Origin of the sequence: Uliginosibacterium sediminicola (assembly GCF_039631295.1) — a bacterium.
In the GTDB taxonomy this organism is placed as follows: domain Bacteria; phylum Pseudomonadota; class Gammaproteobacteria; order Burkholderiales; family Rhodocyclaceae; genus Viridibacterium; species Viridibacterium sediminicola.
Window position 1 is genome coordinate 611,734 of the sequence record NZ_JBDIVE010000001.1, and the last position, 24,952, is coordinate 636,685.

At 64.7% G+C, this 24,952-nt stretch carries 22 protein-coding genes; 13 read left to right on the forward strand and 9 right to left on the reverse strand.

What is annotated here, in order from left to right; all coding sequences use genetic code 11:
- Positions 1-17: 17 nt before the first annotated feature.
- The 8 genes from ABDB84_RS02915 to ABDB84_RS02950 all read right to left on the reverse strand — a co-directional run bounded on the left by ABDB84_RS02915 (position 18) and on the right by ABDB84_RS02950 (position 11,023).
- Positions 18-2,051: a sensor histidine kinase gene (locus ABDB84_RS02915; protein ID WP_345918179.1), complete on the reverse strand. Its 2,034-nt coding sequence runs from the start codon at positions 2,049-2,051 to the stop codon at positions 18-20.
- 7 nt (positions 2,052-2,058) lie between these two features.
- Positions 2,059-4,278, reverse strand: a complete 2,220-nt coding sequence (locus ABDB84_RS02920; protein WP_345918180.1) for a GGDEF/EAL domain-containing response regulator — start codon at positions 4,276-4,278, stop codon at positions 2,059-2,061.
- A gap of 98 nt (positions 4,279-4,376) precedes the next feature.
- Positions 4,377-4,862, reverse strand: coding sequence for a flavin reductase family protein (locus ABDB84_RS02925; protein ID WP_345918181.1), 486 nt, complete (start codon positions 4,860-4,862; stop codon positions 4,377-4,379).
- Between the two features lie 68 nt (positions 4,863-4,930).
- The gene (locus ABDB84_RS02930) at positions 4,931-6,430 is read right to left on the reverse strand and encodes a sensor histidine kinase (protein ID WP_345918182.1); all 1,500 of its coding nucleotides are present in this window, start codon (positions 6,428-6,430) and stop codon (positions 4,931-4,933) included.
- Entirely contained in the window at positions 6,405-7,091 is a 687-nt protein-coding gene (locus ABDB84_RS02935; protein ID WP_345918183.1) for a response regulator, read from the reverse strand. Before ABDB84_RS02935 ends, ABDB84_RS02930 begins: the two co-directional genes overlap by 26 nt.
- Before the next feature lie 76 nt (positions 7,092-7,167).
- The gene (locus tag ABDB84_RS02940) at positions 7,168-8,565 is read right to left on the reverse strand and encodes a serine/threonine-protein kinase (RefSeq protein WP_345918184.1); all 1,398 of its coding nucleotides are present in this window, start codon (positions 8,563-8,565) and stop codon (positions 7,168-7,170) included.
- Positions 8,565-9,308: a metallophosphoesterase family protein gene (locus tag ABDB84_RS02945; RefSeq protein ID WP_345918185.1), complete on the reverse strand. Its 744-nt coding sequence runs from the start codon at positions 9,306-9,308 to the stop codon at positions 8,565-8,567. Before ABDB84_RS02945 ends, ABDB84_RS02940 begins: the two co-directional genes overlap by 1 nt.
- 71 nt (positions 9,309-9,379) lie before the next feature.
- Positions 9,380-11,023, reverse strand: a complete 1,644-nt coding sequence (locus ABDB84_RS02950) for an MFS transporter (protein WP_345918186.1) — start codon at positions 11,021-11,023, stop codon at positions 9,380-9,382.
- Positions 11,024-11,286: 263 nt separating this feature from the next.
- Between ABDB84_RS02950 and ABDB84_RS02955 the strand changes: the two genes are divergently transcribed.
- The 7 genes from ABDB84_RS02955 to ABDB84_RS02985 all read left to right on the forward strand — a co-directional run bounded on the left by ABDB84_RS02955 (position 11,287) and on the right by ABDB84_RS02985 (position 16,050).
- Positions 11,287-11,598, forward strand: a complete 312-nt coding sequence (locus ABDB84_RS02955) for a (2Fe-2S) ferredoxin domain-containing protein (RefSeq protein WP_345918187.1) — start codon at positions 11,287-11,289, stop codon at positions 11,596-11,598.
- The gene (locus ABDB84_RS02960; protein ID WP_345918188.1) at positions 11,595-12,245 is read left to right on the forward strand and encodes an alpha/beta hydrolase; all 651 of its coding nucleotides are present in this window, start codon (positions 11,595-11,597) and stop codon (positions 12,243-12,245) included. The genes ABDB84_RS02955 and ABDB84_RS02960 overlap by 4 nt, the downstream gene beginning before the upstream one ends.
- A 41-nt stretch (positions 12,246-12,286) precedes the next feature.
- Positions 12,287-12,892 (forward strand): glutathione S-transferase, encoded by a 606-nt coding sequence (locus ABDB84_RS02965; RefSeq protein ID WP_345918189.1) that lies wholly within the window; start codon positions 12,287-12,289, stop codon positions 12,890-12,892.
- A gap of 8 nt (positions 12,893-12,900) precedes the next feature.
- The gene (locus ABDB84_RS02970; protein ID WP_345918190.1) at positions 12,901-13,479 is read left to right on the forward strand and encodes a DUF2059 domain-containing protein; all 579 of its coding nucleotides are present in this window, start codon (positions 12,901-12,903) and stop codon (positions 13,477-13,479) included.
- Positions 13,480-13,484: 5 nt separating this feature from the next.
- Positions 13,485-13,817 carry a divalent-cation tolerance protein CutA gene (gene cutA / locus ABDB84_RS02975; RefSeq protein WP_345918191.1) on the forward strand — a complete coding sequence of 111 codons (333 nt, stop codon included), beginning with the start codon at positions 13,485-13,487 and terminating at the stop codon, positions 13,815-13,817.
- Positions 13,818-13,906: 89 nt separating this feature from the next.
- Positions 13,907-15,703 (forward strand): protein-disulfide reductase DsbD, encoded by a 1,797-nt coding sequence (gene dsbD / locus ABDB84_RS02980; protein WP_345918192.1) that lies wholly within the window; start codon positions 13,907-13,909, stop codon positions 15,701-15,703.
- Entirely contained in the window at positions 15,700-16,050 is a 351-nt protein-coding gene (locus tag ABDB84_RS02985) for a RidA family protein (protein ID WP_345918193.1), read from the forward strand. Before dsbD ends, ABDB84_RS02985 begins: the two co-directional genes overlap by 4 nt.
- A gap of 220 nt (positions 16,051-16,270) precedes the next feature.
- Here ABDB84_RS02985 and ABDB84_RS02990 read toward each other — a convergent pair whose 3' ends face one another.
- Entirely contained in the window at positions 16,271-17,182 is a 912-nt protein-coding gene (locus tag ABDB84_RS02990) for a PhzF family phenazine biosynthesis protein (protein ID WP_345918194.1), read from the reverse strand.
- Positions 17,183-17,416: 234 nt separating this feature from the next.
- Here ABDB84_RS02990 and ABDB84_RS02995 point away from each other — a divergent pair, with 234 nt between their 5' ends.
- From ABDB84_RS02995 to ABDB84_RS03020, 6 genes are all read left to right on the forward strand, one after another.
- Positions 17,417-21,352, forward strand: a complete 3,936-nt coding sequence (locus ABDB84_RS02995; protein ID WP_345918195.1) for a DUF3683 domain-containing protein — start codon at positions 17,417-17,419, stop codon at positions 21,350-21,352.
- 197 nt (positions 21,353-21,549) lie between these two features.
- A complete protein-coding gene (pdxH, locus tag ABDB84_RS03000) occupies positions 21,550-22,146 on the forward strand; it encodes a pyridoxamine 5'-phosphate oxidase (RefSeq protein WP_345918196.1) in 597 nt (198 codons plus the stop codon).
- A gap of 16 nt (positions 22,147-22,162) precedes the next feature.
- Positions 22,163-22,819, forward strand: coding sequence for a carbonate dehydratase (can, locus tag ABDB84_RS03005; RefSeq protein ID WP_345918197.1), 657 nt, complete (start codon positions 22,163-22,165; stop codon positions 22,817-22,819).
- A 50-nt stretch (positions 22,820-22,869) separates the two neighbouring features.
- The gene (locus ABDB84_RS03010) at positions 22,870-23,439 is read left to right on the forward strand and encodes an SPOR domain-containing protein (protein WP_345918198.1); all 570 of its coding nucleotides are present in this window, start codon (positions 22,870-22,872) and stop codon (positions 23,437-23,439) included.
- A gap of 57 nt (positions 23,440-23,496) precedes the next feature.
- The gene (locus tag ABDB84_RS03015; RefSeq protein WP_345918199.1) at positions 23,497-24,165 is read left to right on the forward strand and encodes a thiol:disulfide interchange protein DsbA/DsbL; all 669 of its coding nucleotides are present in this window, start codon (positions 23,497-23,499) and stop codon (positions 24,163-24,165) included.
- A 5-nt stretch (positions 24,166-24,170) separates the two neighbouring features.
- Positions 24,171-24,941 carry an SDR family oxidoreductase gene (locus tag ABDB84_RS03020; RefSeq protein ID WP_345918200.1) on the forward strand — a complete coding sequence of 257 codons (771 nt, stop codon included), beginning with the start codon at positions 24,171-24,173 and terminating at the stop codon, positions 24,939-24,941.
- The last annotated feature ends 11 nt before the right edge of the window (positions 24,942-24,952 follow it).

Consider the following 24,952-nt stretch of genomic DNA (forward strand, 5'->3'; position numbering starts at 1 on the left):
CGCGCCGCAGGCCCGACTCATTCCGCCGCCTCAGCGGCAGCATCTGCAGCCGCCACAGGTTCAGTGTGGCGCGGCGCCTTGAGCGGCAGGCGCAAGCTGAAACAGGTGCCGGTCTCGGGTTCGCTATCGACGCTGATTTCGCCGCCGAGCACCCCGGTGACGATGTTGTGCACGATGTTCAAACCCAGGCCACTGCCCTGCTGACCCAGCTTGGTCGTGAAATAGGGATCGAAGATCTTGCCCAGATTGGCCAGCGGAATACCGACGCCATCATCGGTGCAATAGAAACGCACGCTGTCGGCCGTGCGCACCGCCGACAGCACCACCTTGCCGTGGTCGCGACCGTCGAAGGCATGCAGCAAGGTATTGTTGAGCAGATTGGTGACCACCTGGCCGAAGGGGCCGGGGTAGCTGTCCAGCTCGATATCCGGCGGGATGTCTTCCTCGATCTGGAACGGCGTCTTGCGGAACGCCGGCTGCACCGTCCGCACGATCTCCCGCACCACTTCCTGCAGATAGAAGCGGCGGCGCTGCGAACTGGTCTGATCCACCGCCACCTGCTTGAAGCTGGTGATCAGCTCGCCGGCAACGATCAGGTTCCGCGTCAGCAGATCGGCGGCCAGCTCGGTCTCCTGCACGAAGTGGTCGAGCGCCGAGCGCTTGAGCCCTGCCCCCATTTGCGAGCGGAATTCGCGTCCGACATCGCGCAAGGTGCTGGCCACCATCAGGCTGTTGCCGATCGGCGTATTGAGCTCGTGGGCCACGCCGGCCACCAGCGAACCGAGGGCGGCGAGCTTTTCCGACTGCACCAGCTCGCTATGGGTGCGCTGCAGGCGCGCCAGGGTCGCCTCCAGCTCGTGATTGGTATTGGCCAAGGCGCGGGTGCGTTCGAGCACGCGCTGCTCCAGCGACATATTGAGTTCTTCGACCTTGCGTTGCGCGGTGCGCAGCGCCGAGATGTCGACGGTGGCCGAGAGGATGCAGGGCTCGCTCATCTGCACGATGCGCATGTGGATCTGGCAGTCGAGCAGGCGACCGTCACGACGTTGCAGGCGTGCCTCGAAGTCCTCGACATAGCCCTGGCGCTCAAGGAGGCCATACAGGGTCTCGCGGTCAGCCGCATTGAGGAAGAAGCCCAACTCAGCCGAGGTGTGGCCAATCATCTCCTCGGGCGGCACACCCAGCTCGTTGGCCAGCGCACGGTTGACGTCCAGATAGCTGGCATCGGCCAGACGCAGCAGGGCCAGCGGAATCGGCGAGTCGTGGAACAAAGAGGAGAACTTGTGTTCGCTGTCGCGCAGCGCGGCTTCAACGCGCTGGCGCTGGCGCAAGTCTTCCTCCAGCACGAGGTTCTTTTGCTCCAGCGAAGCAATCAGGCTGCGCAAGGCGCGCCGCGTGACTTCGAGCTGGATCTGCACCTCGCCGATCTCGTCGTAGCGCAGCGGATCGATGCGCTCATCAAGCTCGCCCTGCGCCAGGCGCCCGGCTTCATGGGCCAGGCGCTGCAAGGGGTAGGAGATGCGCTGGTGCAGCACCCACAGGATCAGCAGCACACTGGCGACGATCTGCACCAGCAGCACACCGCCCAGGGTCAACAGCTGGCCGCGCAATTCCTTGAGCAAGGGCGCCTCGGTGATGGTAAGGCGCACCCGACCGATGACATCCCCATGATGCGTGACCGGCGCTTCGGTAACGTGCTCGGCCGCCTCGCCACGACGCTGCGGACGTTCGGCACTGGCGAACACGCCGCGCTGCAGATCGAGCACCTCGACGCTGACGATGGCCGAATCGTCAGCGACCGCCTCAACCAGGGTACGCACGCTTTCAACGTCCAGCGCCCACAGACTCTCGCGCACACCCAGCGCGACGATACTCGCCTCACGCTGCATGACGTGGGCAACATTGGCCTGCAAGCCCTTGTACAGCGCCCGCGCCTGATGGGCGCCGACCAGCATGGCCGGCAGCATCACGCCGAGCAGCACGGCGGCGACAATGGCGCGCCGTACGGTGAGCCCCGAGAAGGCCCCGCCCGAGTTCAAGCAGTGCCCCACTGCAAGCTCATGTCCGCGCCCTGAGCCAGTCGAGCAGCATGCGCGACTCCATCGGGCGGGCGTAGAGATAGCCCTGTGCTTCGTTGCAGCCGATCAGCGACAGCGCGGCGGCCTGCTCGGCCACCTCGACCCCCTCGGCAATCACCGCCAGCCCCAGGGTCTGCCCCAGCTGCATGACCAGCTCGGGAATGCGCTGTGCGCGGCCGCCCGAGGTGATGCTACTGATGAAGCTGCGGTCGATCTTCAGACGGTCGATATTGAGGCGGCGCAGATACGACAGCGACGAGAAACCGGTGCCGAAATCATCGAGCGCGATCGAGATGCCCAGCGCCTTGATCTGGTCGAGCATGCGGCTGATGAAGTCGGCTTCGAGCATGGCCACCGATTCGGTGATCTCCAGCTCGATGCAACGCGGGTCAGCGCCGCTCTCGCTCAAGGCTTCGGACAGCGAACGCAGGAATTGCGGATGTCGCAGCTGGATCACCGACACATTGATCGCCATGCGGATCTGCGGGAAACCTTGCTGCGCCAGCTCGACCTGCTGGCGACACGCGGTGCGCATCACCCACTCGCCAATGCTGACGATCAAGCCCGAGTGCTCGGCAATCGGGATGAAGCGGTCGGGCGGAATCAGTTGCCCATCGTCGCCACGCCAGCGCAGCAAGGCCTCCACACCGCAGACATGGCCGGTATCCAGCGACAGCTGCGGCTGGTAGACCAGGAACAAGCGCTGGCGCTCGATGGCATGACGCAGCGCCTGCAGCAGACGCACCCGCTCGCGGATGTCGTCGGCCATGTCGCGGGTAAAGAAACTGTACTCGCCACGATTGCCGGTCTTGGCACGGCGCAGGGCGATGTTGGCGCCCTTGACGACATCGGTACCGGTGCCATCGATGTCGGAGAGCAGGGCGATGCCGACCGTGGCGGTGAGCATCATCTCCTGCCCCTCGATCACGAAGGGTTCGGCAAACAGGCTCAGCAAGCTGTTGGGCATCAGGTCTTCGACCACCCCCAGCGCGGCGAAGGTATCGCCGGAAATCCGTGCCAGGCAGCACGCACTCCCCAGTGCATTGCCCAGACGCTGCGCCACGGCGCGCAACAGCTGGTCGCCAAAGGCATGGCCCAGTGCGTCATTGGCTTCGGCAAAGTGGTCAATGTCGATCAGCGCCAGGGTGTAGCGCACGCAATCGGCCGAGGCCAGGCGCTGGTCCAGCTGTTCGATCAGGCCAACGCGGTTGGGCAGCGTGGTCAGCGGGTCGGAATAAGCCTGCTGGTGCAGGTGGGCAAACATGCGCGCATTGTCCAGACCCACGACGAAGCTACCGCAGAACACATCGAGCAGGCGCCGCCGGTCGGGCGTCGCCACGCCTTCGGCCGGCAGTACCAGCACCAGGCGGCAACGCGGGCCGGCATAGAAGCAGGCGGTACGCGGGCCATCATGCAGATCGGCTGCGCTGAGCAGGCAGGTGCTGATCAGGCTACGCAGCGATTCATCGCCCAGCGCTTCAAGGCTGCGCCCCTGTTCAGCGGCATAGCAACCGCTGGCGGCGACCACGGTGCCGGCCAGGGGCGCCTGCGCATCGGGCGCCCAATCCTTGAAGCACAGCAAGCTCTCAGGCGAGATGTCGAGAATCAGCGCGAGCTGGCGCATGGCGCTGGCGGCATAGACATCGACGCCACCCAGCGGTGTCATTTCATTGAGGGCGGTGATCAGCGAATCGAGTGCGCGCCGGTTGCGGTTGATGGCGCGGATCTGGTCGAAGGAACGAATCGCCGCGGTCAGCGCGGTGAACAGCTTGGTCCGCGTGAGTTCCGACTTGGTCTTGTAGTCGTTGATGTCGTAATCGCGGATCGCCTGGATCTCGGGTGCATAACCAGGCTGACCGGTGCGCAGCACAATACGCGTCTCGCTCAGCCCGAGCTCGTCGCGAATCACCCGCACCAGGCTCAAGCCGGCGTCATCCTGCTCCATCACTACATCCAGCAAGATGACGGCGATATCGTGCTCGCGCAGCAACAAGGCATGTGCCTCGGCGGCAGAGTGCGCGTTCAGGAGCGACAGCGGGCGGTCCAGAATCCGCACGTCGCGCAGCGCAAAGGCCGTCGCAACATGCACATCGGGATCATCATCCACGATCAGGACGCGCCAGCAATCCGCTGCGGCGTGCTCCAGCTTTATCGATACATCGTCATCGGCAAAATGCAATGCATCATCGTCATCTGCCATACCACCCCTCGGGGTCTAGTCACTGCAATCCGCCGCATCATGCCATGAATGCAGACGGGCGTGGCGCGGAGGATCCCCGATCTGCGCCAGTCCTGCCCTCAGACCTCGGCCAGGCGACGATAGGCGCCGGAAAAGTAGATCAACGGCGCCTTTTCGAAGCGTTCGAAGGCCTCGACTGCGCTGATGAACATCAGATGATCGCCACCTTCGTGACGCTGCGTGTTGCGCAACTGGAAATGCGCACAGCAATTACGCAACAGCGGCACGCCGCCAATGCCGGCATCCCATTCGAGTCCGGCAAAGCGGTCAGCCTGCTTGCTGGCGAAGCGCTGCGAGACATCCTGCTGTTCAGCCGACAAGACATTGACGGCATAGAACGCGCAGTGCTCGAAAGCCTCGCGCAAACTGGCCTGGGCAGACAGGCTCCAGACCACCAGCGGCGGTTCGAGCGAGACGGCGTTGAAGGAATTGACGGTCAGGCCGCAGGGCTGGCCGGCGGCATCGAGCGTGGTGACGACGGTAATGCCTGTCGCAAACTGGCCGAGGGTGCGGCGCAAGGCCTGGGTATCAAGAGTGTGCTGCATGAAGGAGCGGCCAAAAGGCTGGCGTCGAAAGCCTGATTATCGCGGGCTTTGGTGGCGAAGTCACGAGCTCAGGATTGCGCCTCGAACTGATCGACAGCCGCCTGCGCCGTGCCCGGCGCGGGAAACAGCACCTGCACGCAGAGGCCGCGCCCTTGCGGATTGTCTTCGAGGCTGACGGTGCCGCCATGCAGCTCGGCCACCTCGCGCACGATGGCCAAGCCCAGGCCGCTGCCTTCGGCGCTGGAACCGAGCACGCGGTAAAAGCGCTGGAAGACCTTTTCGCGCTCGGCAGGCGCGATGCCCGGTCCGTTATCGGTGACGCTCACGCGCAGGCGGTTCTGCTCGGGCTCGGCACGCACCGCCACCGTCACCTGGCCGCCGGAGAGCGAATACTTGATGGCGTTATCGACCAGATTGGTGATCAACTCGCGCAGCAGCACGGCGTTGCCGGCCAGCAGCACCGGCACGTCGGGCACATCGACGCCCAGGTCCAGACCTTTCTTCAGCGCCAGCGGCACGCAGTCGGACACCGATTCGCGCACCAGCCAGACCATGTCGACATCGCTGAAGCTGTGCACGTTCTCGGAACTGGCATCGGCGCGGGCCAGCGACAGCAGCTGGTTGATCAGGCGGGCCGCCCGCTCGGCGCCCTGCCAGGCGCGGTGCATCGCGGCGCGTGCCTGCTCGGGCTCCTGCTCGGAGGTGGCCAGCTCGATCTGCATCTTCAGGCCAGCCAAGGGCGTGCGCATCTGGTGCGCCGCATCGGCGATGAAATACTGCTGCGCGTGCAACAAGGTGTCGAGGCGCGCCATCATGTCGTTGAAGGCGATGATCAGCGGCCGCACCTCCTCCGGCACGCTGCCCGGCACGATGGGCGACAGATCGCCGGGGCGCCGGGCGCGGATCAGGCCTTGCAGCTCACCCAGCGGCGCGATGCCGCGCGACAGACCGAACCACACCAGCAAGACCGCCAGCGGAATGATCGCAAACTGCGGCAGCAGCACCCCGGAGACGATGCGCGAAGACAGGGTGCTGCGCTTGTTGCGCGTCTCGGCCACCTGCACCAGGGTGTAAGGCCCTTCGCTGACGCCATTGCGACGCAGGATCAGCGAAGCAACACGGATGTCTTCGCCATGGATGTCGGCATCGTGAAAGACGATCTTGCCCGTGCGCTGAACGATCTCCTCCTCCGGTGCCGGCACCTCGGTATCGCCCGCCAGCAAACGGCCATCGGGCGAGACAACCTGATAGTAGATGGTGTCTTCGGTATCGGAGCGCAGCAGGCGGCTGGCTGAGCTGGTGAGATCGATGCTGACCTGGCCATCGGCGGCGATGCGGATCTGCCGCGAAATGGCGCGCACCTGGTCGGCCAGCGCCTGATCGTAAGGCTGGTTAGCGATGTGCGAAGCCACGTCATAGGTGAGGATGATCGAGATCGGCCACAGGAACAGCAGTGGCGCCAGCATCCAGTCGAGAATCTCGCCGAACAGCGAGAACGAGCCGGCGCCCGCACTGCCCGCCTCGTCGGCGCTGCCGCGCAGCCTACGCAGCAGGCGTGACAGACGCATCGGGCTTTTCCAGACAGTAGCCGAGGCCACGCACGGTGGCGATCTTCAGCCCGCTGCTCTCAAGCTTCTTGCGCAGGCGATGGACATACACCTCGATGGCATTGAGCGAGACTTCCTCGCCCCAGCCACAAAGATGATCGACCAGATGCTCCTTGCTGACCAGGCGCCCGACACGCAGCAGCAGCACTTCGAGCACACCGACCTCGCGTGCCGACAGATCGAGCAGATGACCGTCAATGGTGACGGCATGATCGGCCTGATCGTAGGTGAGCGGCCCCAGCGTGACCACCCGCGCCTGGCCGGTGCCGCGCCGCGTCAGGGCACGCACGCGCGCTTCGAGTTCGGGCAGTGCGAAGGGCTTGGTGAGGTAGTCGTCGGCGCCGGCATCCAGCCCGCTGACGCGGTCCTGTACCGCATCGCGCGCGGTGAGGATCAGCACCGGACAGGTCGATTTGCGCGCCCGCAGGCGCTGCAGCACTTCGAGGCCGGACATGCGCGGCAGGCCCAGATCGAGCACCAGCAGATCGTAGGTCTGCGAGGCCAGCGCAGCATCGGCCTCGCTGCCGCTGCCGACATGGTCGACCGCATAACCGGCACGTTTGAGTGCGCGGATCAGCGCATCGGCAATGAGTTCGTCATCTTCGGCAATCAGGATTCGCATGGCAGTTCCCGCGTCCGGCAATGCGGCGCAGTTTATTCCTTTTCTGTGCGGCTGGCTGAGCCCATACGCAGCGGCCTCAGCTGCCGGGCGGTACGCGCACCACCTGCACGGTGCATGGCGCCTGCAGGGCGATGCGCGCGACGGCGGCGGTCGCGCGGCCAGCGAATGCCTCGTTCGGCCCGGCCGCCAGCAGCACGGTCTCGACCGGATTGGCGCGGATGTATTCGAGCACCGCGCGCCCCACATCCGCCCCCTCGATGACGTGGCAAGTCTTGCGCGCCGCTTCGATATCGACATTGGCCGCCCAGTGCCGCAACTCCACCAGCAGGCGCAGATGACGGCGGGGTGCGCTCTGCGCATCGTCAGCCACGCCCATCACCGGCGCCGGTTTGACCACGGTGACAAAAGCCATGCGCGTGCGCGGCCGCGCCCGTGCGGTGCGCGCGGCCTGCTGGCGCAAGGCCTGTTGCAAGGCTTCGTCCGACTGCCAGGCCGACACCAGCACCAGCACGATGGGGTCGCTGCCGGCAATCGGCGCCGGCGGCACCGCGGCCGGATCGAAGCCGACACCGAACAACCAGCGCTTGAAGCGCTGCCAGGCGCTGTCACGCTGGCGACGATAGGAACGTGCGCTGAGCGGCACGCTGTCCGGATCACGCAGGGCCTGGGCGAGCTGGGCGGCATTGGCGTAGCGCCGCGCCGGATCGACTTCGAGACAGCGCAGGATGATCTCCTGCACGCCCGGATGCAGATCGGGGTTCCAGCCACGCGGCGGCACCGGCTGCATGCGGAAGCGCTTCTGCAAGCCGCTCAGGCTGTTCGGCGCACCGAAAGGCAGATGCCCGGTCGCCAGCTGGTAGAGCATGGCGCCAAGGGCGAAGATGTCGCTGCGCGCATCGTTGCGCACGCCGAAGATCTGCTCCGGCGAGATATAGGGCGCCGAACCCAGCGGGCGGCGGAACTCCTCGGCCAGCAGGTCGGGCAGATGGGCGTGATGCGCCAGCCCCAGATCGATCAGCACGGCGCGGCCGTCGAGGCTGAGAATGATGTTCGAGGGCTTGATATCGAGGTGGATGATGTCGCGTTCATACAGGGCCTGCACCGCGTCGGCGACAATCGCGCCCACCCGGCAGACCTCGTCCAGCGACCACGGCAGCTGGTCCATGCGCGCCGACAGGGTCTCGCCCTCGATACGCTCCATCACCAGATACGGCTCACGCGCCAGATCGCCCTGTGCATACAGCGCTGGCACCGGGCCGCCGCCGGCCGCGGCCAGCATCATCTGCTCGACTTCGAAGCTGACCACGGTGGCGCCCGATTCGCCCTGCTCCAGACGCGGCACCTTCATCACCGCCGGACCGGGCAGATCCTCGCGTTCGACTTCGTAGATCACCGCCATCCCGCCGGCATGCAGACGGCGCAGGATGCGGAAACCATCCAGCTCGCTACCGGCCTCCAGGGTTGTCGCCTGCATCAAACCCGCCCCTCGACGTGCAAGGCAAAGCGCTCGGGCAAGCCCGCTGCGCGGATCTTGCGCGCCGTGCTGTGAAAATCATAAGGAAGCCTGAAAAAACGCAGCTGGCATTGTGCGCGATCAAACAAGGCGTAGCGCGCACCCACCAGCTGGTCGCGCGGCTGCCCGCAGGCACCGACCACGGCCAGCCACTGGCGGTGGGCGGCCACCGGAATGGCGATGCCCTCGCTGGGGTAGAAAGGTGTGATGCGCTCGTCGCGACCGGCGTAGAACAAGGCCGGTTCATGCACATGGCCGCTGAACACCCAGGGTGTCGCCGCCGCCGCCATGCTCGCCTGGGCCTGCAAACCATCGCGGATATAGGGCCACTGCGCGGGCGCGGCAGCGCTGGCATGGACCCAGGTCATGCCGTCCTCGCGCAGCATCAGCGGCAAACTGCTGACAAACTCGGTCTGCGCGGCGTCGAGCTGGGCGCGGGTCCAGACCATCGCCGCGCGCGCCTCGCTGTTCATGCTCTCGGCCTCGTCAGCCCGCAGCGCGGCATCATGGTTGCCGAGCACGGCGTGGTCGCCGGCCGCCACACAGGCGCGCACACGCTCGACCACGGCGACCGGGTCCGGCCCATAGCCGATGAGGTCGCCGAGAAATACCCGGCGCGTGGCGCCCTGCGCCGCGGCATGCGCCAGGACCGCATCCAGCGCTTCAATATTGCTGTGGATGTCGGCGATCAATGCGTATTTCATGGTGTCTGCACAATCCGAAAAAATGGCCCGCACGAAGCGGGCCATTTTGTTGCTGCTAGGGCGCCGGGGCCTCAGGCGACGTGAATATCACGATCCTTGGTTTCCGGCAGGAACAACGTGCCGATCACCGCCGTGGCAATCGCCACCACCACCGGATACCACAAGCCGTAATACACGTCGCCGGTTGCGGCGACCATGGCGAAGGCGGTGGTCGGCAGGAAGCCGCCGAACCAGCCATTGCCGATGTGATACGGCAGGGACATCGAGGTGTAGCGGATACGTGCCGGGAACAGCTCGACCAGCCAGGCGGCAATCGGGCCATAAACCATGGTCACGTAGATCACCAGCACCGTCAGCAACACCCACACGGTGAGCTTGTCGATCTTGGCCGGATCCGCCTTGTCCGGGTAGCCCGCATCCTTCAGCGCGCCGCCGAGTGCCTTGGCAAATGCATCACCCTTGGCCTTGGCGTCTTCCTTGGACAGGCCCGCACCTTCGTAGCTGTCGATCAGCTTGTCGCCGACCTTGATCTGCGCCACAGCACCGGCAGCAGCCGGCTGGTTGCTGTAGTTGACCGACTTCTTGGCCAGCGCCGTTTTGGCGATGTCGCAAGAGCTGGTGAACTTGGCCTTGCCGATCGGATCGAACTGGAAGGAGCAGGCTGCCGGATCGGCAATCACGGTCACCGGCGCAGTCACCTGGGCCTTGGCCAGATCAGGATTGCCGGCATTGGCGATGGCCTTGAAGATCGGGAAGTAGGTCAGCGCAGCGATCACGCAGCCAATCATGATGATGGGCTTGCGACCGATGCGGTCAGACAGCGAACCGAAGAGGATGAAGAAAGGCGTGCCGGCAGCCAGTGCTGCAGCAATCAGCAGATTGGCCGTGACCCCGTCGATCTTGAGCGTCTGGGTGAGGAAGAACAGGGCATAGAACTGACCCGTGTACCACACCACTGCCTGACCAGCCGTTGCGCCGAACAGTGACAGCAACACCACCTTGAGGTTATCCCAGCGAGCGAAGGATTCGGTCAGCGGCGCCTTGGAAGCCTTGCCCTCAGCCTTCATGCGCTGGAACACTGGCGACTCGGAGAGCTGCATGCGGATCCACACCGAAACACCCAGCAACACCACCGAGAGCAGGAAGGGAATGCGCCAGCCCCAGCTGTCGAACTCTTCCGGCGACATGGTCTGACGCACGCCCAGAATCACCAGCAGCGACAGGAACAAGCCCAGCGTGGCGGTGGTCTGGATCCAGCTGGTGAAGAAGCCGCGCCGGTTCTTCGGTGCATGCTCGGCGACATAGGTCGCTGCACCGCCGTACTCACCACCGAGTGCCAGGCCTTGCAGCAGGCGCAACACGATGAGGATGATCGGCGCCGCAATGCCGATGGCGGCATACGAGGGTAACAAGCCCACCACGAAGGTCGACAAACCCATGATCAGGATGGTGACCAGGAAGGTGTATTTGCGACCGATCAGGTCCCCCAGGCGGCCAAAGAAGATGGCGCCGAAAGGCCGTACCGCGAAACCTGCCGCAAAGGCCAGCAGGGCGAAGATGAAACCGGTGGTTTCATTGACGCCCGAGAAGAATTGCTTGGCGATGATGGCCGCCAGCGAACCATAAAGATAAAAGTCATACCACTCGAACACGGTGCCCAGCGAGGACGCGAAAATGACCATCCGCTCCCCTTTGGTGATGCCTTCATTCGCCATTTGAAGCTCCTCCTTGTTGGCACGGGCACAGGTGCCCGGCTGTTTTGGTTGTTGTTGCAGCTTCAGACTAGGAGGCGATGCTTACTCACAACTTACGCACTCGTCATGCACTGCAGCAATCGCCGCTGCTTGTCGGGCAAGAGCGATGACGCCACGCGGCTTTGACACCATGACGCTGCGCAACATCCGGGGCCAAAACTTCTCCCGGAACAGCGCAGGGCCGTGGTCTTATAATGGTCGGGATCAATTTCGGGACTGGCCTCATGGACTCGTACTTCAAGCACCACGTCTTCTTTTGCTGCAACCAACGCCCGGCGCCGGACCAGAGCTGCGCCGCCCTCGGCGCCAATGAACTGCAGGCGTACGCCAAGCAGCGCATCAACGCCCTCGGGCTCAATGGCAAGGGCAGCATCCGCATCAACAAGGCCGGCTGCCTGGGCCGCTGCGACGAAGGCCCGGTGCTGGTGGTCTATCCCGAAGGCGTCTGGTATCGCTTCGTCGATGAGAGCGATATTGACGAGATCATCAGCGAACACCTGCAAAACGGTCGTCCGGTGGAGCGTCTGAAGCTATGAGCGCAGTCGGCAATGGCGTGCAGCTGATCGACGGCCCGGCCGGCCGCATCGAGCTGCTGGTGGACCTGCCCGCCAGCGTCAAGGGCATCGCCCTGGTGGCGCATCCGCACCCGCTGTTTGGCGGCGCCAATACCAACAAGGTGGCCTACACCCTGGCGCGCACCCTGCGTGATCTGGGCTATTGCGCGCTGCGGCCGAACTTCCGCGGCGTCGGCCAGACCGAGGGCAGCCACGACAATGGTCAAGGCGAAACCGAAGACCTGCTCGCCGTGCTGGCCTGGGCGCATGCGCAGTGGCCGGATGCGCCGGCCACCGTGCTGGCCGGCTTCTCCTTCGGCGCCTATGTGCAGACGCGCGTGGCGCACCGCCTCAGCGATGCCGGCACGCCGGCCAAGCGCCTGATCCTGGTCGGCACGGCTGCCGGTCATGTAGAAGGTGCACGCCAGTACGACACCGCCGCAGTCGGCGCCGACACCCTGGTGATCCACGGCTCGCAAGACGAAACCGTGCCGCTCGGCAATGTGCTGGCCTGGGCCGAGCCGCTGGAAGTGCCGGTGGTGGTCGTGCCCGGCGCGGATCACTTTTTCCATGCGCGGCTGCACATCATCCGTGACATCATCAACCGTGCGTCCTGCGAATGCGCCTGAAGCCAGGCCGATCCACACCCGCCCTCTGAAAGAACCGTGCCATGAAACTCGTCATCTCGCTGACCAGTCCTTACGCCCGCAAGGTACGCATCGCGATGCGCGAGAAACAGCTCGCCTTCGATGAGATCATCGAGCAGCCCTGGGCCGCCGATACCCAGATTACGGAATACAACCCGCTGGGCAAGGTGCCGGCGCTGGTCACCGAGGATGCCGGCGTGCTCTTCGACTCGAACGTGATCCTCGAATACCTTGAGCTGAAAGCCGCCCCGCCGCTGCTGCCGGAAGACCGCGTCGCCGCGCTGCAGGTGCGCCAGCTGGTGCTGCTCGCCGATGGCATCGCGGATGCCGGCGTGGCGGTAGTACTTGAACGCCGCCGTGCCGCCGCGCAGCAGGATGCCGGCTGGGTGGCGCGCCAGCTGGGCAAGGTCGAACGCGGCCTGGGCGCCCTCGAAGCGCTCAGCCTGGATCGTCAATACCTCGTCGGCAATGCCTTCAGCCAGGCCGACATCGCCGCCAGCTGCATGTTGCTGTGGCTGGATTTCCGCCTGCCCGAGCTCGACTGGCGCAGCCGCTTTCCGGCGCTGGCCAATTATCTGGCGCCGCTCGCCGCGCGCCCCAGCTTCACCGCCACCGTGCCCCAGGCCTGAAAGCGCTCATGTCATTCCACCCCCTGCAGCCCTGGCTGCCTCGCCTCGCCCTGCTGCTCTGCCTCAGCCTCGCGCCGCTGGCCCAGGCCGCGCCTGCCGCCGCCAACAGCGCCAAGCGTGAAGACATCGCCAAGCTGCTCAAGCTGACCCACAGCGAGCGCATGGCCAACCAGCTGGTCGAGCTGAGCTTGCAGGGCGTGCGCCAGTCGCTGAAGCGCTGCAACAACTGCACGCGGCAGACCTTCGACATCATCGAGCAAGAGACCCGCAAACTGTTCGAGGACAGCCTCAACAGCCCCGGCGGCTGGTTCGACCAGATGGTGCGCGTGTACGACGCGCATTTCACGGCCGAGGAGATCCGCGGCCTGCTGCGCTTCTACCAGAGCCCGCTGGGCAAGCGCCTGATCAGCGAAACACCGCTCATCGCCCAGGAAGGCCTGGTCGCCGGCCAGCAGTGGAGCCAGTCGCTCGGCGGGCCGTTGGAACAACGTATCCGCAGCGCGCTGGGCAAGGCTGGCCTGCCGATGCCGACCATGGCGCCGGATGCCGCGCCCGCTGCCGCCCTGCCTGAACGCACCAAGAGGTAAGCACCATGCAATCGACTGCGCCCCTGCTGGTCATGACCAATGCGCCCGACGCCGAGGTGGCGCGCAAGATCGCCCGCAATCTGGTCGAGCGCAAGCTGGCTGCCTGCGTGAACATCCTCACCCCCTGTCAGTCGGTCTACAACTGGCAGGGCGCGGTCGAGGATTCCAATGAAATCCCGCTGCTGATCAAGACCACGGCGGGCCGCTACGGCGCGCTGGAAGCGGCAATCGTCGCGCTGCATCCCTACGAAGTGCCGGAGATCATCGCCCTGCCGCTCTCGCACGGCCTGCCCGAGTACCTGAACTGGGTCGTCAATGAGACAACGCACCGCGACTGAGGGAACCTCTCCCTGAGCAGGCAGTCCGAAAGCCAGACCTGCCGCGCCCTGCGCACCCCCAGCGACATCTCCTAGCCAACCCGCACGCCATGCTCCTGATCCGCGCCCTGCTCGTCCTGTGCCTGTTTGCCCACAGCGCCATCCTGCTCGCCGACGAGGAGCCGCTGCCGCCGGATCAGGCCTTCCGCCTCGCCGCAGCCAATCTGCTGGACACGCACGAAGTGCAGCTGCAATTGCAGGTGGCGCCGGGCTATTACCTGTACCGCGACAAGTTCGAGTTCCGCCTCGATCCCGGCGGCCCGCTGGCGGGCAGCGCGGCGCGCTATCCGCAGGGTGAGATCCACGAAGACCGCTTCTTCGGCAAGCAGACCATCTTCAAGAACCGCTTCACTATTGCACTGCCGGTGCCAGCCACGACCGACGAGCACAGCCAGCTGTTCCTCACCGTGCAGGGCTGCTCGGAAAAGCTCGGTGTCTGCTACCCGCCCTTCGAGATTGCCGCCACGCTGAAAGCCGCCAGCATGAGCCTGGCCCCCGGCGCGAGCGGCGGCAGCTTGCTCGGCACGCTGGGCGGCCAGCCCGCCGCCCTCATCGAGACGCCGGAGAGCCGCATCGCCATGCCGGGAGAACTGATCCCCGCCGAGGACAGCCGCATCGCCGGCCTGCTCGGCAGCGGCAAGCTGCTGGCGATTGTCGGCAGCTTCTTCGGCTTCGGGCTGTTGCTGGCCTTCACGCCCTGCGTGCTGCCGATGCTGCCGATTCTCTCCGGCATCATCGTCGGCAAGGGCGCCACCATCAGCCGCGCGCGCGCCCTGCTGCTGTCCTGCGCCTATGTGCTGGGCATGGCGCTCACCTACACGGCGGCCGGCATCGCCGCCGGCTACACCGGCGCGGCGCTGAGTACCTGGTTGCAGAACGCCTGGGTGCTGGCGGCGCTGGCCCTGCTGTTCGTGCTGCTGGCACTGCCGATGTTCGGCCTGTTCGAGCTGCAATTGCCGAGCAGCTTGCAAAGCCGCCTCGCCGCATTCGCCAACCGGCAGGGCAGCTCGCTCGGCGGTCTGGCACTGATGGGCGCGATCTCGGCCCTGGTCGTCGGCCCCTGCATGACCGCACCGCTGGCCGGCGCCCTGCTGTCCATCGCGCAAAGCGGCGATGCGCGGATCGGCGGCATCGCGCTGTTCGCGCTGGCCATCGGCATGGGCACGCCGCTGATCCTGATTGGCGTGCTGGCGCGTCACTGGCTGCCGCGCCCCGGACCGTGGATGGATGGCGTCAAAGCCTTTTTCGGCTGGCTGCTGCTGGCTACCGCCTTGTGGCTGCTCTATCCGGTGCTGCCGCCGGGCCTGTTCAGCGCGCTGGCGGTGCTGATGCTGGCGGTGCCGGCGCTGCTGCTGTGGCTGCGCAGCCGCCGCATGCAGACGCCGGCTTACCGCCTCACACGCCTCACGGCCGTGCTCCTGCTGCTCGGCGCGCTTGGTCTGGGCAGCTGGCAGCTCAGTCAGCACCAGGCGCGCAGCCAGGTCGCGGCGCTGCCTTTTGCCGCGATCCACACGATTGCCGAGCTGGATCAGGCACTTGCCCGCAGCACACAGCCGGTGCTGCTCGATTTCTACGCCGACTGGTGCGTCTCCTGCCGCGAGATGGAGCACTACACACTGCGTGATCCGGCAGTGCGCGAGCGCCTGGCCGGCTTCACCCTGCTGCGGGTGGACGTTACCGCCAACACGCCGGACGATCAGGCGCTGCTCAAGCGCTTTGCGCTCTACGCGCCGCCGGCCATGCTGTTTTTCAAGGGCGGGCAGGCCGCCGGACGCGTCATCGGTTACAAGGATGCCGAGGACTTCGCCGCCCTGCTCGACCGCATCCATTCAGGAAACACACCATGATTGAACGATTCGGAGTCACTCAGCGCTATGCCGATGCCGTCAGCTTCAATGGCATCGTGCAGGCGGTGGAAGTGCCCAGCAGCACCGAAGGCGACATCGGCACGCAGACGCAAAGCCTGCTCGACAGCCTGGAGCGCACCCTGCTCGCCGCCGGCTCGTGCAAGGACCGCCTGCTGATGGCGACGATCTACCTCGTAGACATGGACGACTACGCCGGCATGAACGCGGTGTGGGACAACTGGCTGCCGGCCGGCTGTGCGCCGGCGCGTGCCTGCGTCAAGGTGGCCGGCCTGGCGCAAGCGGGCTGGCGTATCGAGATTGCCGTCAGCGCTGCAAAACTTCCCTAGAGCCAGTTCGCGATCTTTGAATCAGCCATGCCAAGGTTTCGGATAGTGGTCTTTGTCGTGAAGGACGCCAAGAAAAGCGAAGGTTCGCAAAGGTTCAAATCTCAGGACTCTTTTGACCGGATTACTTTGCGAAACTTTCTTTGTTTTTCTTCGCGCCCTTCGCGTCAAAAATGCGGTGCTTGATCTCATCCATGAACAATAAAGATCATGAACAGCACGCTCAGAGGTAGAGCGTGCCTTCGCCGATCACCACGGCGGTACCGCCGACGCGCACAGCCGTGACTTCGCCGTTGTGCTTGTCGGCCTCGATGTGCAGCTGGCTGGGGCGGCCCATGTCGTAGCCCTGCCAGACTTCCCAGCGGAATTGCCCGTCCCGCGCCGGCTCACGCACCGCCATGTAGGCCGCAAGCGCCGCCGCAGCGGCGCCGGTGGCCGGATCTTCGACAAAACCGAAGCTCGGCGAGAAGACGCGCATGTGCAGACGAGCGCTGTCGGAAGGGTCGCGCACGAAAATACAGATCGAACGCGCCCAGCTCCTGGCCGCCCACATCTGGTAGCTGGCGGTATCGAGCTGGATATTGGCCAGCGAAGACATGCGCGCGAGTGGCACGAAGTGGAAGGGCACGCCACAGCTCACCGCATCCGGGCCGTAGTGGCCGTCGAGCACGTCTTCAGGCAAAAGGCCGACGATGCCGGCCAGGGTTTCGGACGAGAGCGGCGGCCCGAACTCCGGCAGTTTGGCCGTCGAGAACTGGCAGAACACCGGCTGGCCATCACGCATTTCGATGCGGACCGGCACCTTGCCGACACCTTCCTGGAAGACGAAGTCGTTGCTGCCCTCGTTGAGCGGAATCAGGCGTTGCGCCGCCAGCACATGAGCCGTGCCGATGGTCGGGTGGCCGGCAAAAGGCAGCTCGGTGGCCGGCGCAAAAATGCGCACCGTGCACAAACCCTCGCTGCGCGGGCCGCAGACGAAAGCGGTTTCCGAAAGATTGAATTCGCGTGCGATGCGCTGCATGTCCTCGTCGCTGAGGCGATCGCCATCAGGGATGACGGCCAGCGGATTGCCGCTGAAGGTCTCACGCGTGAACACATCGGCGATGTAGTACTTCAAACCGTGCTTGTCCGACATTCTGCGTACCGAAAGTCTTGTTCTGACATGATGCCCGCGATTGCCGCACAAAGCATCAGGCGGGCGCGCCGCGGCGCAGTGTACTGCGCTCGCGAATCCCTGTCTCCATCAGGGTCTTTAACCGATTGCAGAAGAATTCGCAAGCAATGAATGCAAAAGCTGCACTTGCCGCGCCAGCAGCTTAAAATAGGCTGCTCTGCTCCTTGAGCCACCTTTGCCCTCCGGCACTCCCGAATGCAAGCCAGCCCAGAATTCCCGACCTCACTGCCCAACGCCAAGTCCCCTGCAGCGCGTTTGCGCGAGATTCCCTACAACTACACATCGTTCTCCGATCGCGAGATCGTGATCCGCCTGCTCGGGCCGGCGATGTGGGATGTACTCGAATCCCTGCGCACCGAACGTGTCACCGGTCGCTCGGCACGCATGCTCTATGAAGTGCTCGGCGATATCTGGGTGGTACAGCGCAATCCCTACCTTGAAGACGATCTGCTCGACAATCGCGGCCGCCGTGGCGCGCTGATCGGCGCTTTGCGCCATCGCCTCGAAGAAGTCGAGAAGCGCCGCAAGGAATCGGAAGCGACCGATCCGGTGCGTGCCGGCAAGGTCGCCCAGCTGGTGCAGGCCGCCAACAAAGCCATCGACGCCTTTGCTGCGCACTTCGAGAAGACCGCCGAGCTGCGTCGCCGCGCGCAGAAGCTGCTGGCCAAGCACACCCGCAAGGACAACATCTGCTTTGACGGCTATGCGCGCGTATCCCACGTCACCGACGCCACCGACTGGCGCGTCGAGTACCCCTTCGTGGTGCTCTACCCCGACACTGAAGAAGAGATCGCCCAGCTGGTGCGCGACTGCATCGAGCTGGGCCTGACCATCATCCCGCGCGGCGGCGGCACCGGCTACACCGGCGGCGCCGTGCCGCTGTCGCCTTACTCGGCGGTGATCAATACCGAGAAGCTGATCGATATCGGCAAGATCGAATACAAGACCCTGCCCGGCCTCAGCGAGCCCTATGCCACGGTGTTCACCGGTGCTGGTCTGGTCACGCGCCGCGTGATGGAAGCGGCCGAAGACGCCGGCCTGGTCTTCGCCTGTGACCCGACCTCGGCCGACGCCTCCTGCATCGGCGGCAACATCGCCATGAATGCCGGCGGCAAGAAGGCTGTGCTGTGGGGCACCGCGCTCGACAACCTGGCCTCGTGGAAAATGGTCACGCCGGACGGCAACTGGATGGAGGTGATCCGCCAGGGCCACAACCTGGGCAAGATCCACGATCAGGAGCAGGTCGAATTCCTCATCAAGCGCTTCGACACCTCGGGCAAGAAGCTCTTGTCGGAAGAGACGCTGACCCTGCCCGGCGCGAAGTTCCGCAAGGTTGGCCTCGGCAAGGACGTGACCGACAAATTCCTCGGCGGCGTGCCCGGCATCCAGAAGGAAGGCTGTGACGGTCTGATCACCTCGGCGGTGTGGATCCTGCACAAGCTGCCGGCGCACACGCGCACCGTTTGCCTGGAGTTCTACGGCCAGGTGCGCGAGGCAGTGCCGGCGATTGTCGAGATCAAGGACTACATCGACAGCCTGCCCAAGACCGGTGACAACCGCGTGCTGCTCGCCGGCCTCGAACACCTCGACGAGCGCTACGTGAAGGCCGTCGGCTACGCCACCAAGGCCAAGCGCCACGGCCGGCCGAAGATGGTGCTGATCGGCGACATCGTCGGTGATGACGAAAACGCCGTCGCCCTGGCCACCTCGGAAGTCGTGCGCATCTGCAATGCACGCGGCGCCGAAGGCTTCATCGCCGTCACCCCCGACACGCGCAAGAAGTTCTGGCTCGACCGTGGCCGCACGGCGGCGATTGCCAAGCACACCAACGCCTTCAAGGTGAATGAGGACGTGGTGATCCCGCTGCCGCGCATGGGCGACTATTGCGATGGCATCGAGCGCATCAATATCGAACTGTCGATCAAGAACAAGCTGAAGGTCGCCGACGCCGTCGCCGCCTTCCTCGATGGCGAGCTGCCGCTGCGCACCGACGACGCCAGCATCGACAAGGAAGTGCTGATCGGCGACCGCCGCGCACGTGCGCTGGAAACGGTGTCCCAGGTGCGCCATCGCTGGACCTGGATCCTCTCCAATCTCGACCTGCCGCTGGCCGAGGCCGAAGCGCAGTTTGCCGAACTGGGCATCCATGCCGGTGAATTCACCAACAAGGCCGATGCGCCGACGCTGTTCCACCGCGTGCAGGACTATTCCGTTCGCATTTCGTGGAAGAAGGAGCTCAAGCACGCGCTCGAAGAGATCTTCGAAGGCAATCTGTACCGCCCGCTGCTCGAAAAGCTCGATGCGATCCAGAAGGAAGTCTTGCGCGGCCGCGTCTTCGTGGCCCTGCACATGCACGCCGGTGACGGCAATGTGCACACCAATCTGCCGGTCAATTCCGACAACTACGAGATGCTGCAGGAAGCCAATGTGGCGGTCGCACGCATCATGGAACTGGCCCGCTCGCTGGGCGGCGTGATCTCCGGCGAGCATGGCATCGGCATCACCAAGCTGGAATTCCTCACCGAAGAAGAAGTCGCACCGTTCCGCGCTTACAAGAACCAGGTCGATCCGGAAGGCCGCTTCAACAAGGGCAAGCTGATGCCCGGCGGCGATCTGACCCACGCCTACACGCCGAGCTTCGGCCTGATGGGCCACGAGTCGCTGATCATGCAGCAGAGCGACATCGGCGCCATCTCGGACTCGGTCAAGGACTGCCTGCGCTGCGGCAAGTGCAAGCCGGTGTGCTCGACGCACGTACCGCGCGCCAACATGCTCTACTCGCCGCGCAACAAGATTCTCGCGACTTCTCTGCTGGTCGAAGCCTTCCTCTACGAAGAGCAGACGCGCCGTGGCGTGTCGATCAAGCACTGGGAAGAATTCGAGGACGTGGCCGATCACTGCACGATCTGCCACAAGTGCTACAACCCCTGCCCGGTAGACATCGACTTCGGCGACGTGTCGATGAACATGCGCAACCTCCTGCGCAAGATGGGCAAGCAGAGCTTCAACCCGGCCAAGACCCTGGCCATGGCCTTCCTCAACACCAAGTCGCCCGAGCGCATCAAGGTGCTGCGCAAGGTGTCGATCGAGTGGGCGTACAAGGCACAACGCCTGGGCAACCGCGTGCTCGGCACCCTGGGCCGCGCGCAAACCAAGGCGCCGCCGGCTTCGCTGGGCAAACCGGCGATGAAGGCGCAGGTGATCCACTTCATCAACAAGAAGATGCCCGGCAAGCTGCCCAACAAGACTGCCCGCGCCCTGCTCGACATCGAAGACGCCGAGATCGTGCCGGTGATCCGCGACCCGCAGAAGACCCGCGCCGATTCCGAAGCGGTCTTCTACTTCCCCGGCTGCGGCTCCGAGCGCCTGTTCTCGCAAGTGGGTCTGGCCACCCAGGCGATGCTCTACCACGTCGGCGTGCAGACCGTGCTGCCGCCGGGTTATCTGTGCTGCGGCTATCCGCAACGCGGCTCGGGTCAGAACGACAAGGCCGAGAAGATCACCACCGACAATCGCGTGCTGTTCCACCGCGTCGCCAACACGCTCAACTACCTCGACATCAAGACCGTCGTGGTGAGCTGCGGCACCTGCTACGACCAGCTGACGATGTACCAGTTCGAGAAGATCTTCCCCGGCTGCCGACTCATCGACATCCACGAATTCCTGCTCGAAAAGGGCGTCAAGCTTGAAGGTGTGAGCGGTACGCGCTACATGTACCACGACCCCTGCCACACGCCGATGAAGCTGCAGGACCCGCTGAAGACCGTCAATGCGCTGATCACCACCGACGACGCAACCCGCGTCATCAAGTCCGACCGCTGCTGCGGCGAGGCCGGCACGCTGGCGGTCGCCCGTCCGGACATCTCGACCCAGGTGCGTTACCGCAAGGAAGAAGAGATCCTCAAGGGCGCCGACAAGCTGCGTGCCGACGGTTTTGAAGGCAAGGTCAAGATGCTCACCTCCTGCCCGGCCTGCCTGCAGGGTCTGCAGCGCTATGAAGACGACGTCGACGGCGGCATCGATGCCGACTACATCGTCATCGAAATGGCCAAGCGCCTGCTCGGCGAGAACTGGATGCCGGAGTACGTGGAACGTGCCAACAACGGCGGGATCGAGCGGGTTCTGTTGTAAAAACCTGGATCACCGCGAAGGCGCCAAGGAAGCGCAAAGGGCCGCAAAGAAATGCAATCAGGCGGCCTGGCTTCCGGCGTGTGTCAGCTGGCCAAGCGGTGAGACTGCTCCTGCTTGGAAGTTGATGTTGTTTTCCTTCGCGGCCCTTTGCGTCTCCTTGGCGCCTTCGCGGTGAAGTTTTCATGTCTGTGAGCCCCATGTCCGAACAAACGACCACCACCGAACTCATCACCCACTTCCAGCAATGGCTGGACGAGGCCATCAAGTCGGAGCCCGATGAGCCGACCGCGATGTCGCTGGCCACCGCCGACCCTAGCGGCATGCCTTCGCTGCGCATGGTGCTGCTCAAGCATGCCGACGAAGCCGGCTTCGTGTTCTACACCAACCTGGGCAGCCAGAAAGCACATGAGCTGCAGGCCAATCCGCAAGCGGCGCTGTGTTTCCACTGGAAGAGCCTGCAGCGCCAGGTGCGCGTGCAGGGCCGCGTCGAGCCGGTCACCGAGGCCGAGGCCGACGCCTATTTCGCCAGCCGCGCCCGCGACTCACGCATCGGCGCCTGGGCCTCGAAACAATCGCAGCCAATGGACGGCCGCTTTGCGCTGGAGCGCCGCGTCGCCGAGTACGCGCTGAAGTTCGGCATCGGCGAAATTCCGCGCCCCGAATTCTGGTCCGGTTTTCGCGTGGTGCCGAGCGTGATCGAGTTCTGGAAAGCCGGCGCCTTCCGTCTGCACGAGCGCACACGTTACGAGCGCCAGGCCGATGGACACTGGCTCGGCTCGAATCTATTCCCCTGATCTGAGGAAGGCTGTCATGAAATCTCCGCTGAACACCCTGTTGCAGAAAAATCGCGAATGGGCGGCCGGCGTGCGGGAGCGCGACCCGGAGTTCTTCGAACGCCTGCGTAACCAGCAATCGCCCGAATACCTGTGGATCGGCTGCGCCGACAGCCGCGTGCCGGCCAATGAAATCACCGGCCTGCTGCCCGGCGAAGTGTTCGTGCATCGCAATGTCGCCAATGTCGTGGTGCATACCGATCTGAACTGCCTGTCGGCGGTGCAGTTCGCCGTCGATGTGCTCAAGGTCAAGCACATCCTGGTCGTCGGCCACTACGGCTGCGGCGGCGTCAAGGCCGCACTGACCAACCAGCGCTTTGGCCTGGTCGATAACTGGATCCGCCACGTGCAGGACGTACGCGACAAATTCCGCACCCTGCTCGACAACCATGCCGAGATCGACACCCGCGTGGACCGCCTGTGCGAGCTCAACGTGGTTGAACAGGTGCTCAATGTCTGCGAGACCACCGTGCTGCGCGACGCCTGGGCACGCCAGCAGGAGGTCACCGTGCACGGCTGGATCTACGGCGTGGGCGACGGCATCCTGCGCGATCTCAATGTCAGCGTGGCAAAGGAATCCGAAACGACCGAGAGTTACACCGAAGCAGTGCGCAGCCTGACGGCACGCATCTGAAGCACGCCGACGGTTATACTCTCGCGCAGCCAATTCCCGGATACGCGCGCATGCGAGTTCACCCCCAGCCTCGCCCCCTTCAACGCGGCAATACCCTTGTCGGCGTTGCCGTCGGCCTGTTGATCGGCATCATCGTTGCTGTAGGCATTGCGCTCTACATCAACTTCGGTACCAAGCCCTTCACCCAGCAAGCCGACAAGGCGCCCGCGCAAAGCGCACCGGCCGCCGCCAGCACGCCGCCCAGCGCGCCGATTGCCTTGCCGGGCAAGCCCGGCGACAAGCCGGTCGGCTCCAGCTTCGACTTCTACAAGATCCTGCCTGGCGGCGACGCCGCCTCGGTGCCGGTTTCTGCACCGGATGCGGAACCTGCGCAGCAAGATCGACTCTATCTGCAGGCTGGCGCCTTCCAGGACCCGGCTGAGGCCGACAACCTCAAGGCCCGCCTGGCCTTGATGGGCATGGAAGCCGGCGTGCAAAAGCTAGATACCGCTGACAAAGGCGTCTTGCAGCGGGTGCGCGTCGGCCCCTTTGCCAGTCAGGCGGATGCGGACAATGCCCGCGCCCGCCTCGCCCAGGAAGGTATCGAAACCACGGCTGTGCGCGTCAAGGCTCGCAAGTGAGCACGCCAATGAGCACGCCCAAAGCGCGCAAATAACAAACCCAGGAGAATTGTTTCTATGTCCCGCCGCAACTGCCTGAAACTTCTTGCCGCAGCGCCTCTTCTCAGTGCCAGCTGGTCTGCACTGGCCGCCGTCACGCTCGATCCGGCCAAGGATTACTCGGTGCTCTCGCCCGCCCAGGCTGGTGGCAGCAATGGCCAGATCGAAGTGCTGGAGTTCTTCTCCTACGGCTGCCCGCACTGTGCCGCCTTCGACCCCAAGCTGAGCCAATGGCGTGCCGCGCAGGGCAAGGACGTAGTCTTCCAGCGCGTGCCGGTGAGCTTTGGCCGTCGTGAATGGGGCGCGCTCGGCCGCCTGTATCTGACCCTGCGCGCCTTGGGTCTGGCCGACAAACTCGACAGCAAGGTCTTCGACGCCGTGCACAAGAGCTATCTGAAGCTTGAAGACGAAGCCGTGCGCAACGACTGGCTCGGCAAGCAGGGCGTGGACGTCAAGAAGTTCAACGACACCTGGCGCTCCTTCGGCATCGAATCACAGGTCAAGCGCGCCGACCAGATGGCTGAAACCTACAAGGTCGATAGCGTGCCGATGCTGGTCATCGACGGCAAATTCATTCCGCGCGATGGCGGCGTGGCAGGCGAAGACGCTGGCCACAACCGCGTGCTGGTCAATGCCGGCGAACTGGTCGCGCGCGTGCGTGCCAGCAAGGCGATGGCCAAGAAGTAAGCATCTTGCGCATCTTTCTGACCGGCGCGTCGAGCGGCATCGGCGCGGCGCTGGCGCGCTATTACGCGGCGCAGGGCGCACAGCTGGGCCTGGTGGCCCGGCGCGCCGAACAGCTGGATGCGCTGATTGCCAGCCTGCCCGGCGGGCACCAAAGCCACCTCGCGCTGCCCGCCAACGTCGCCGATAGCGAGAGCATCGCGGCAGCGGCCAAAGCCTTCATCGAGCGCTTCGGCCTGCCCGACATCGTCATCGCCAATGCCGGCATCTCGGTCGGCACACTGACCGAAGAGATCCGCGACTACAGCCCCTTTGAAGCCGTACTGCGCACCAATGTGCTGGGCGTGGTCGCGACCTTCCAGCCCTTTGCCGGCGCCATGCGTGCGCGTGGTCACGGCACCCTGGTCGGTATTTCCTCGGTCGCCGGCGTGCGCGGCCTGCCCGGTGCGGGGGCTTACAGCGCCTCCAAAGCGGCGGTCAGCCGCTATCTGGAGAGTCTGCGCGTCGAGCTGCGTGGCAGCGGCGTCAAGGTGGTCGATATCCGCCCCGGCTACATTGCCACGCCGATGACCGACATCAACACCTACCCGATGCCCTTCAAGCTAGGCTCGGATGAAGCCGCCCGCCGCTTTGCCCGCGCCATCGCGCACGGCCGCTCGCAGGCGACAATTCCCTGGCAGATGGCGATCGTCGCGCGTGTGCTCGACGTGCTGCCCAATGCCCTCTACGACCGTCTGTTCGCCAAGGCACAACGCAAACCCCGCGGCCTGCCGCTGTAAGCTGTTTCTCA

What these genes read in the sequence shown, in the direction of transcription:
- ABDB84_RS02920 (WP_345918180.1), bottom strand. Translation starts at nt 4,278, where the DNA reads ATGGCAGATGACGATGATGCATTGCATTTTGCCGATGACGATGTATCG.
- ABDB84_RS02925 (WP_345918181.1), bottom strand. Translation starts at nt 4,862, where the DNA reads ATGCAGCACACTCTTGATACCCAGGCCTTGCGCCGCACCCTCGGCCAG.
- ABDB84_RS02930 (WP_345918182.1), bottom strand. Translation starts at nt 6,430, where the DNA reads ATGCGTCTGTCACGCCTGCTGCGTAGGCTGCGCGGCAGCGCCGACGAG.
- ABDB84_RS02935 (WP_345918183.1), bottom strand. Translation starts at nt 7,091, where the DNA reads ATGCGAATCCTGATTGCCGAAGATGACGAACTCATTGCCGATGCGCTG.
- ABDB84_RS02940 (WP_345918184.1), bottom strand. Translation starts at nt 8,565, where the DNA reads ATGCAGGCGACAACCCTGGAGGCCGGTAGCGAGCTGGATGGTTTCCGC.
- ABDB84_RS02945 (WP_345918185.1), bottom strand. Translation starts at nt 9,308, where the DNA reads ATGAAATACGCATTGATCGCCGACATCCACAGCAATATTGAAGCGCTG.
- ABDB84_RS02950 (WP_345918186.1), bottom strand. Translation starts at nt 11,023, where the DNA reads ATGGCGAATGAAGGCATCACCAAAGGGGAGCGGATGGTCATTTTCGCG.
- ABDB84_RS02955 (WP_345918187.1), top strand. Translation starts at nt 11,287, where the DNA reads ATGGACTCGTACTTCAAGCACCACGTCTTCTTTTGCTGCAACCAACGC.
- ABDB84_RS02960 (WP_345918188.1), top strand. Translation starts at nt 11,595, where the DNA reads ATGAGCGCAGTCGGCAATGGCGTGCAGCTGATCGACGGCCCGGCCGGC.
- ABDB84_RS02965 (WP_345918189.1), top strand. Translation starts at nt 12,287, where the DNA reads ATGAAACTCGTCATCTCGCTGACCAGTCCTTACGCCCGCAAGGTACGC.
- ABDB84_RS02970 (WP_345918190.1), top strand. Translation starts at nt 12,901, where the DNA reads ATGTCATTCCACCCCCTGCAGCCCTGGCTGCCTCGCCTCGCCCTGCTG.
- cutA (WP_345918191.1), top strand. Translation starts at nt 13,485, where the DNA reads ATGCAATCGACTGCGCCCCTGCTGGTCATGACCAATGCGCCCGACGCC.
- dsbD (WP_345918192.1), top strand. Translation starts at nt 13,907, where the DNA reads ATGCTCCTGATCCGCGCCCTGCTCGTCCTGTGCCTGTTTGCCCACAGC.
- ABDB84_RS02985 (WP_345918193.1), top strand. Translation starts at nt 15,700, where the DNA reads ATGATTGAACGATTCGGAGTCACTCAGCGCTATGCCGATGCCGTCAGC.
- ABDB84_RS02990 (WP_345918194.1), bottom strand. Translation starts at nt 17,182, where the DNA reads ATGTCGGACAAGCACGGTTTGAAGTACTACATCGCCGATGTGTTCACG.
- ABDB84_RS02995 (WP_345918195.1), top strand. Translation starts at nt 17,417, where the DNA reads ATGCAAGCCAGCCCAGAATTCCCGACCTCACTGCCCAACGCCAAGTCC.
- pdxH (WP_345918196.1), top strand. Translation starts at nt 21,550, where the DNA reads ATGTCCGAACAAACGACCACCACCGAACTCATCACCCACTTCCAGCAA.
- can (WP_345918197.1), top strand. Translation starts at nt 22,163, where the DNA reads ATGAAATCTCCGCTGAACACCCTGTTGCAGAAAAATCGCGAATGGGCG.
- ABDB84_RS03010 (WP_345918198.1), top strand. Translation starts at nt 22,870, where the DNA reads ATGCGAGTTCACCCCCAGCCTCGCCCCCTTCAACGCGGCAATACCCTT.
- ABDB84_RS03015 (WP_345918199.1), top strand. Translation starts at nt 23,497, where the DNA reads ATGTCCCGCCGCAACTGCCTGAAACTTCTTGCCGCAGCGCCTCTTCTC.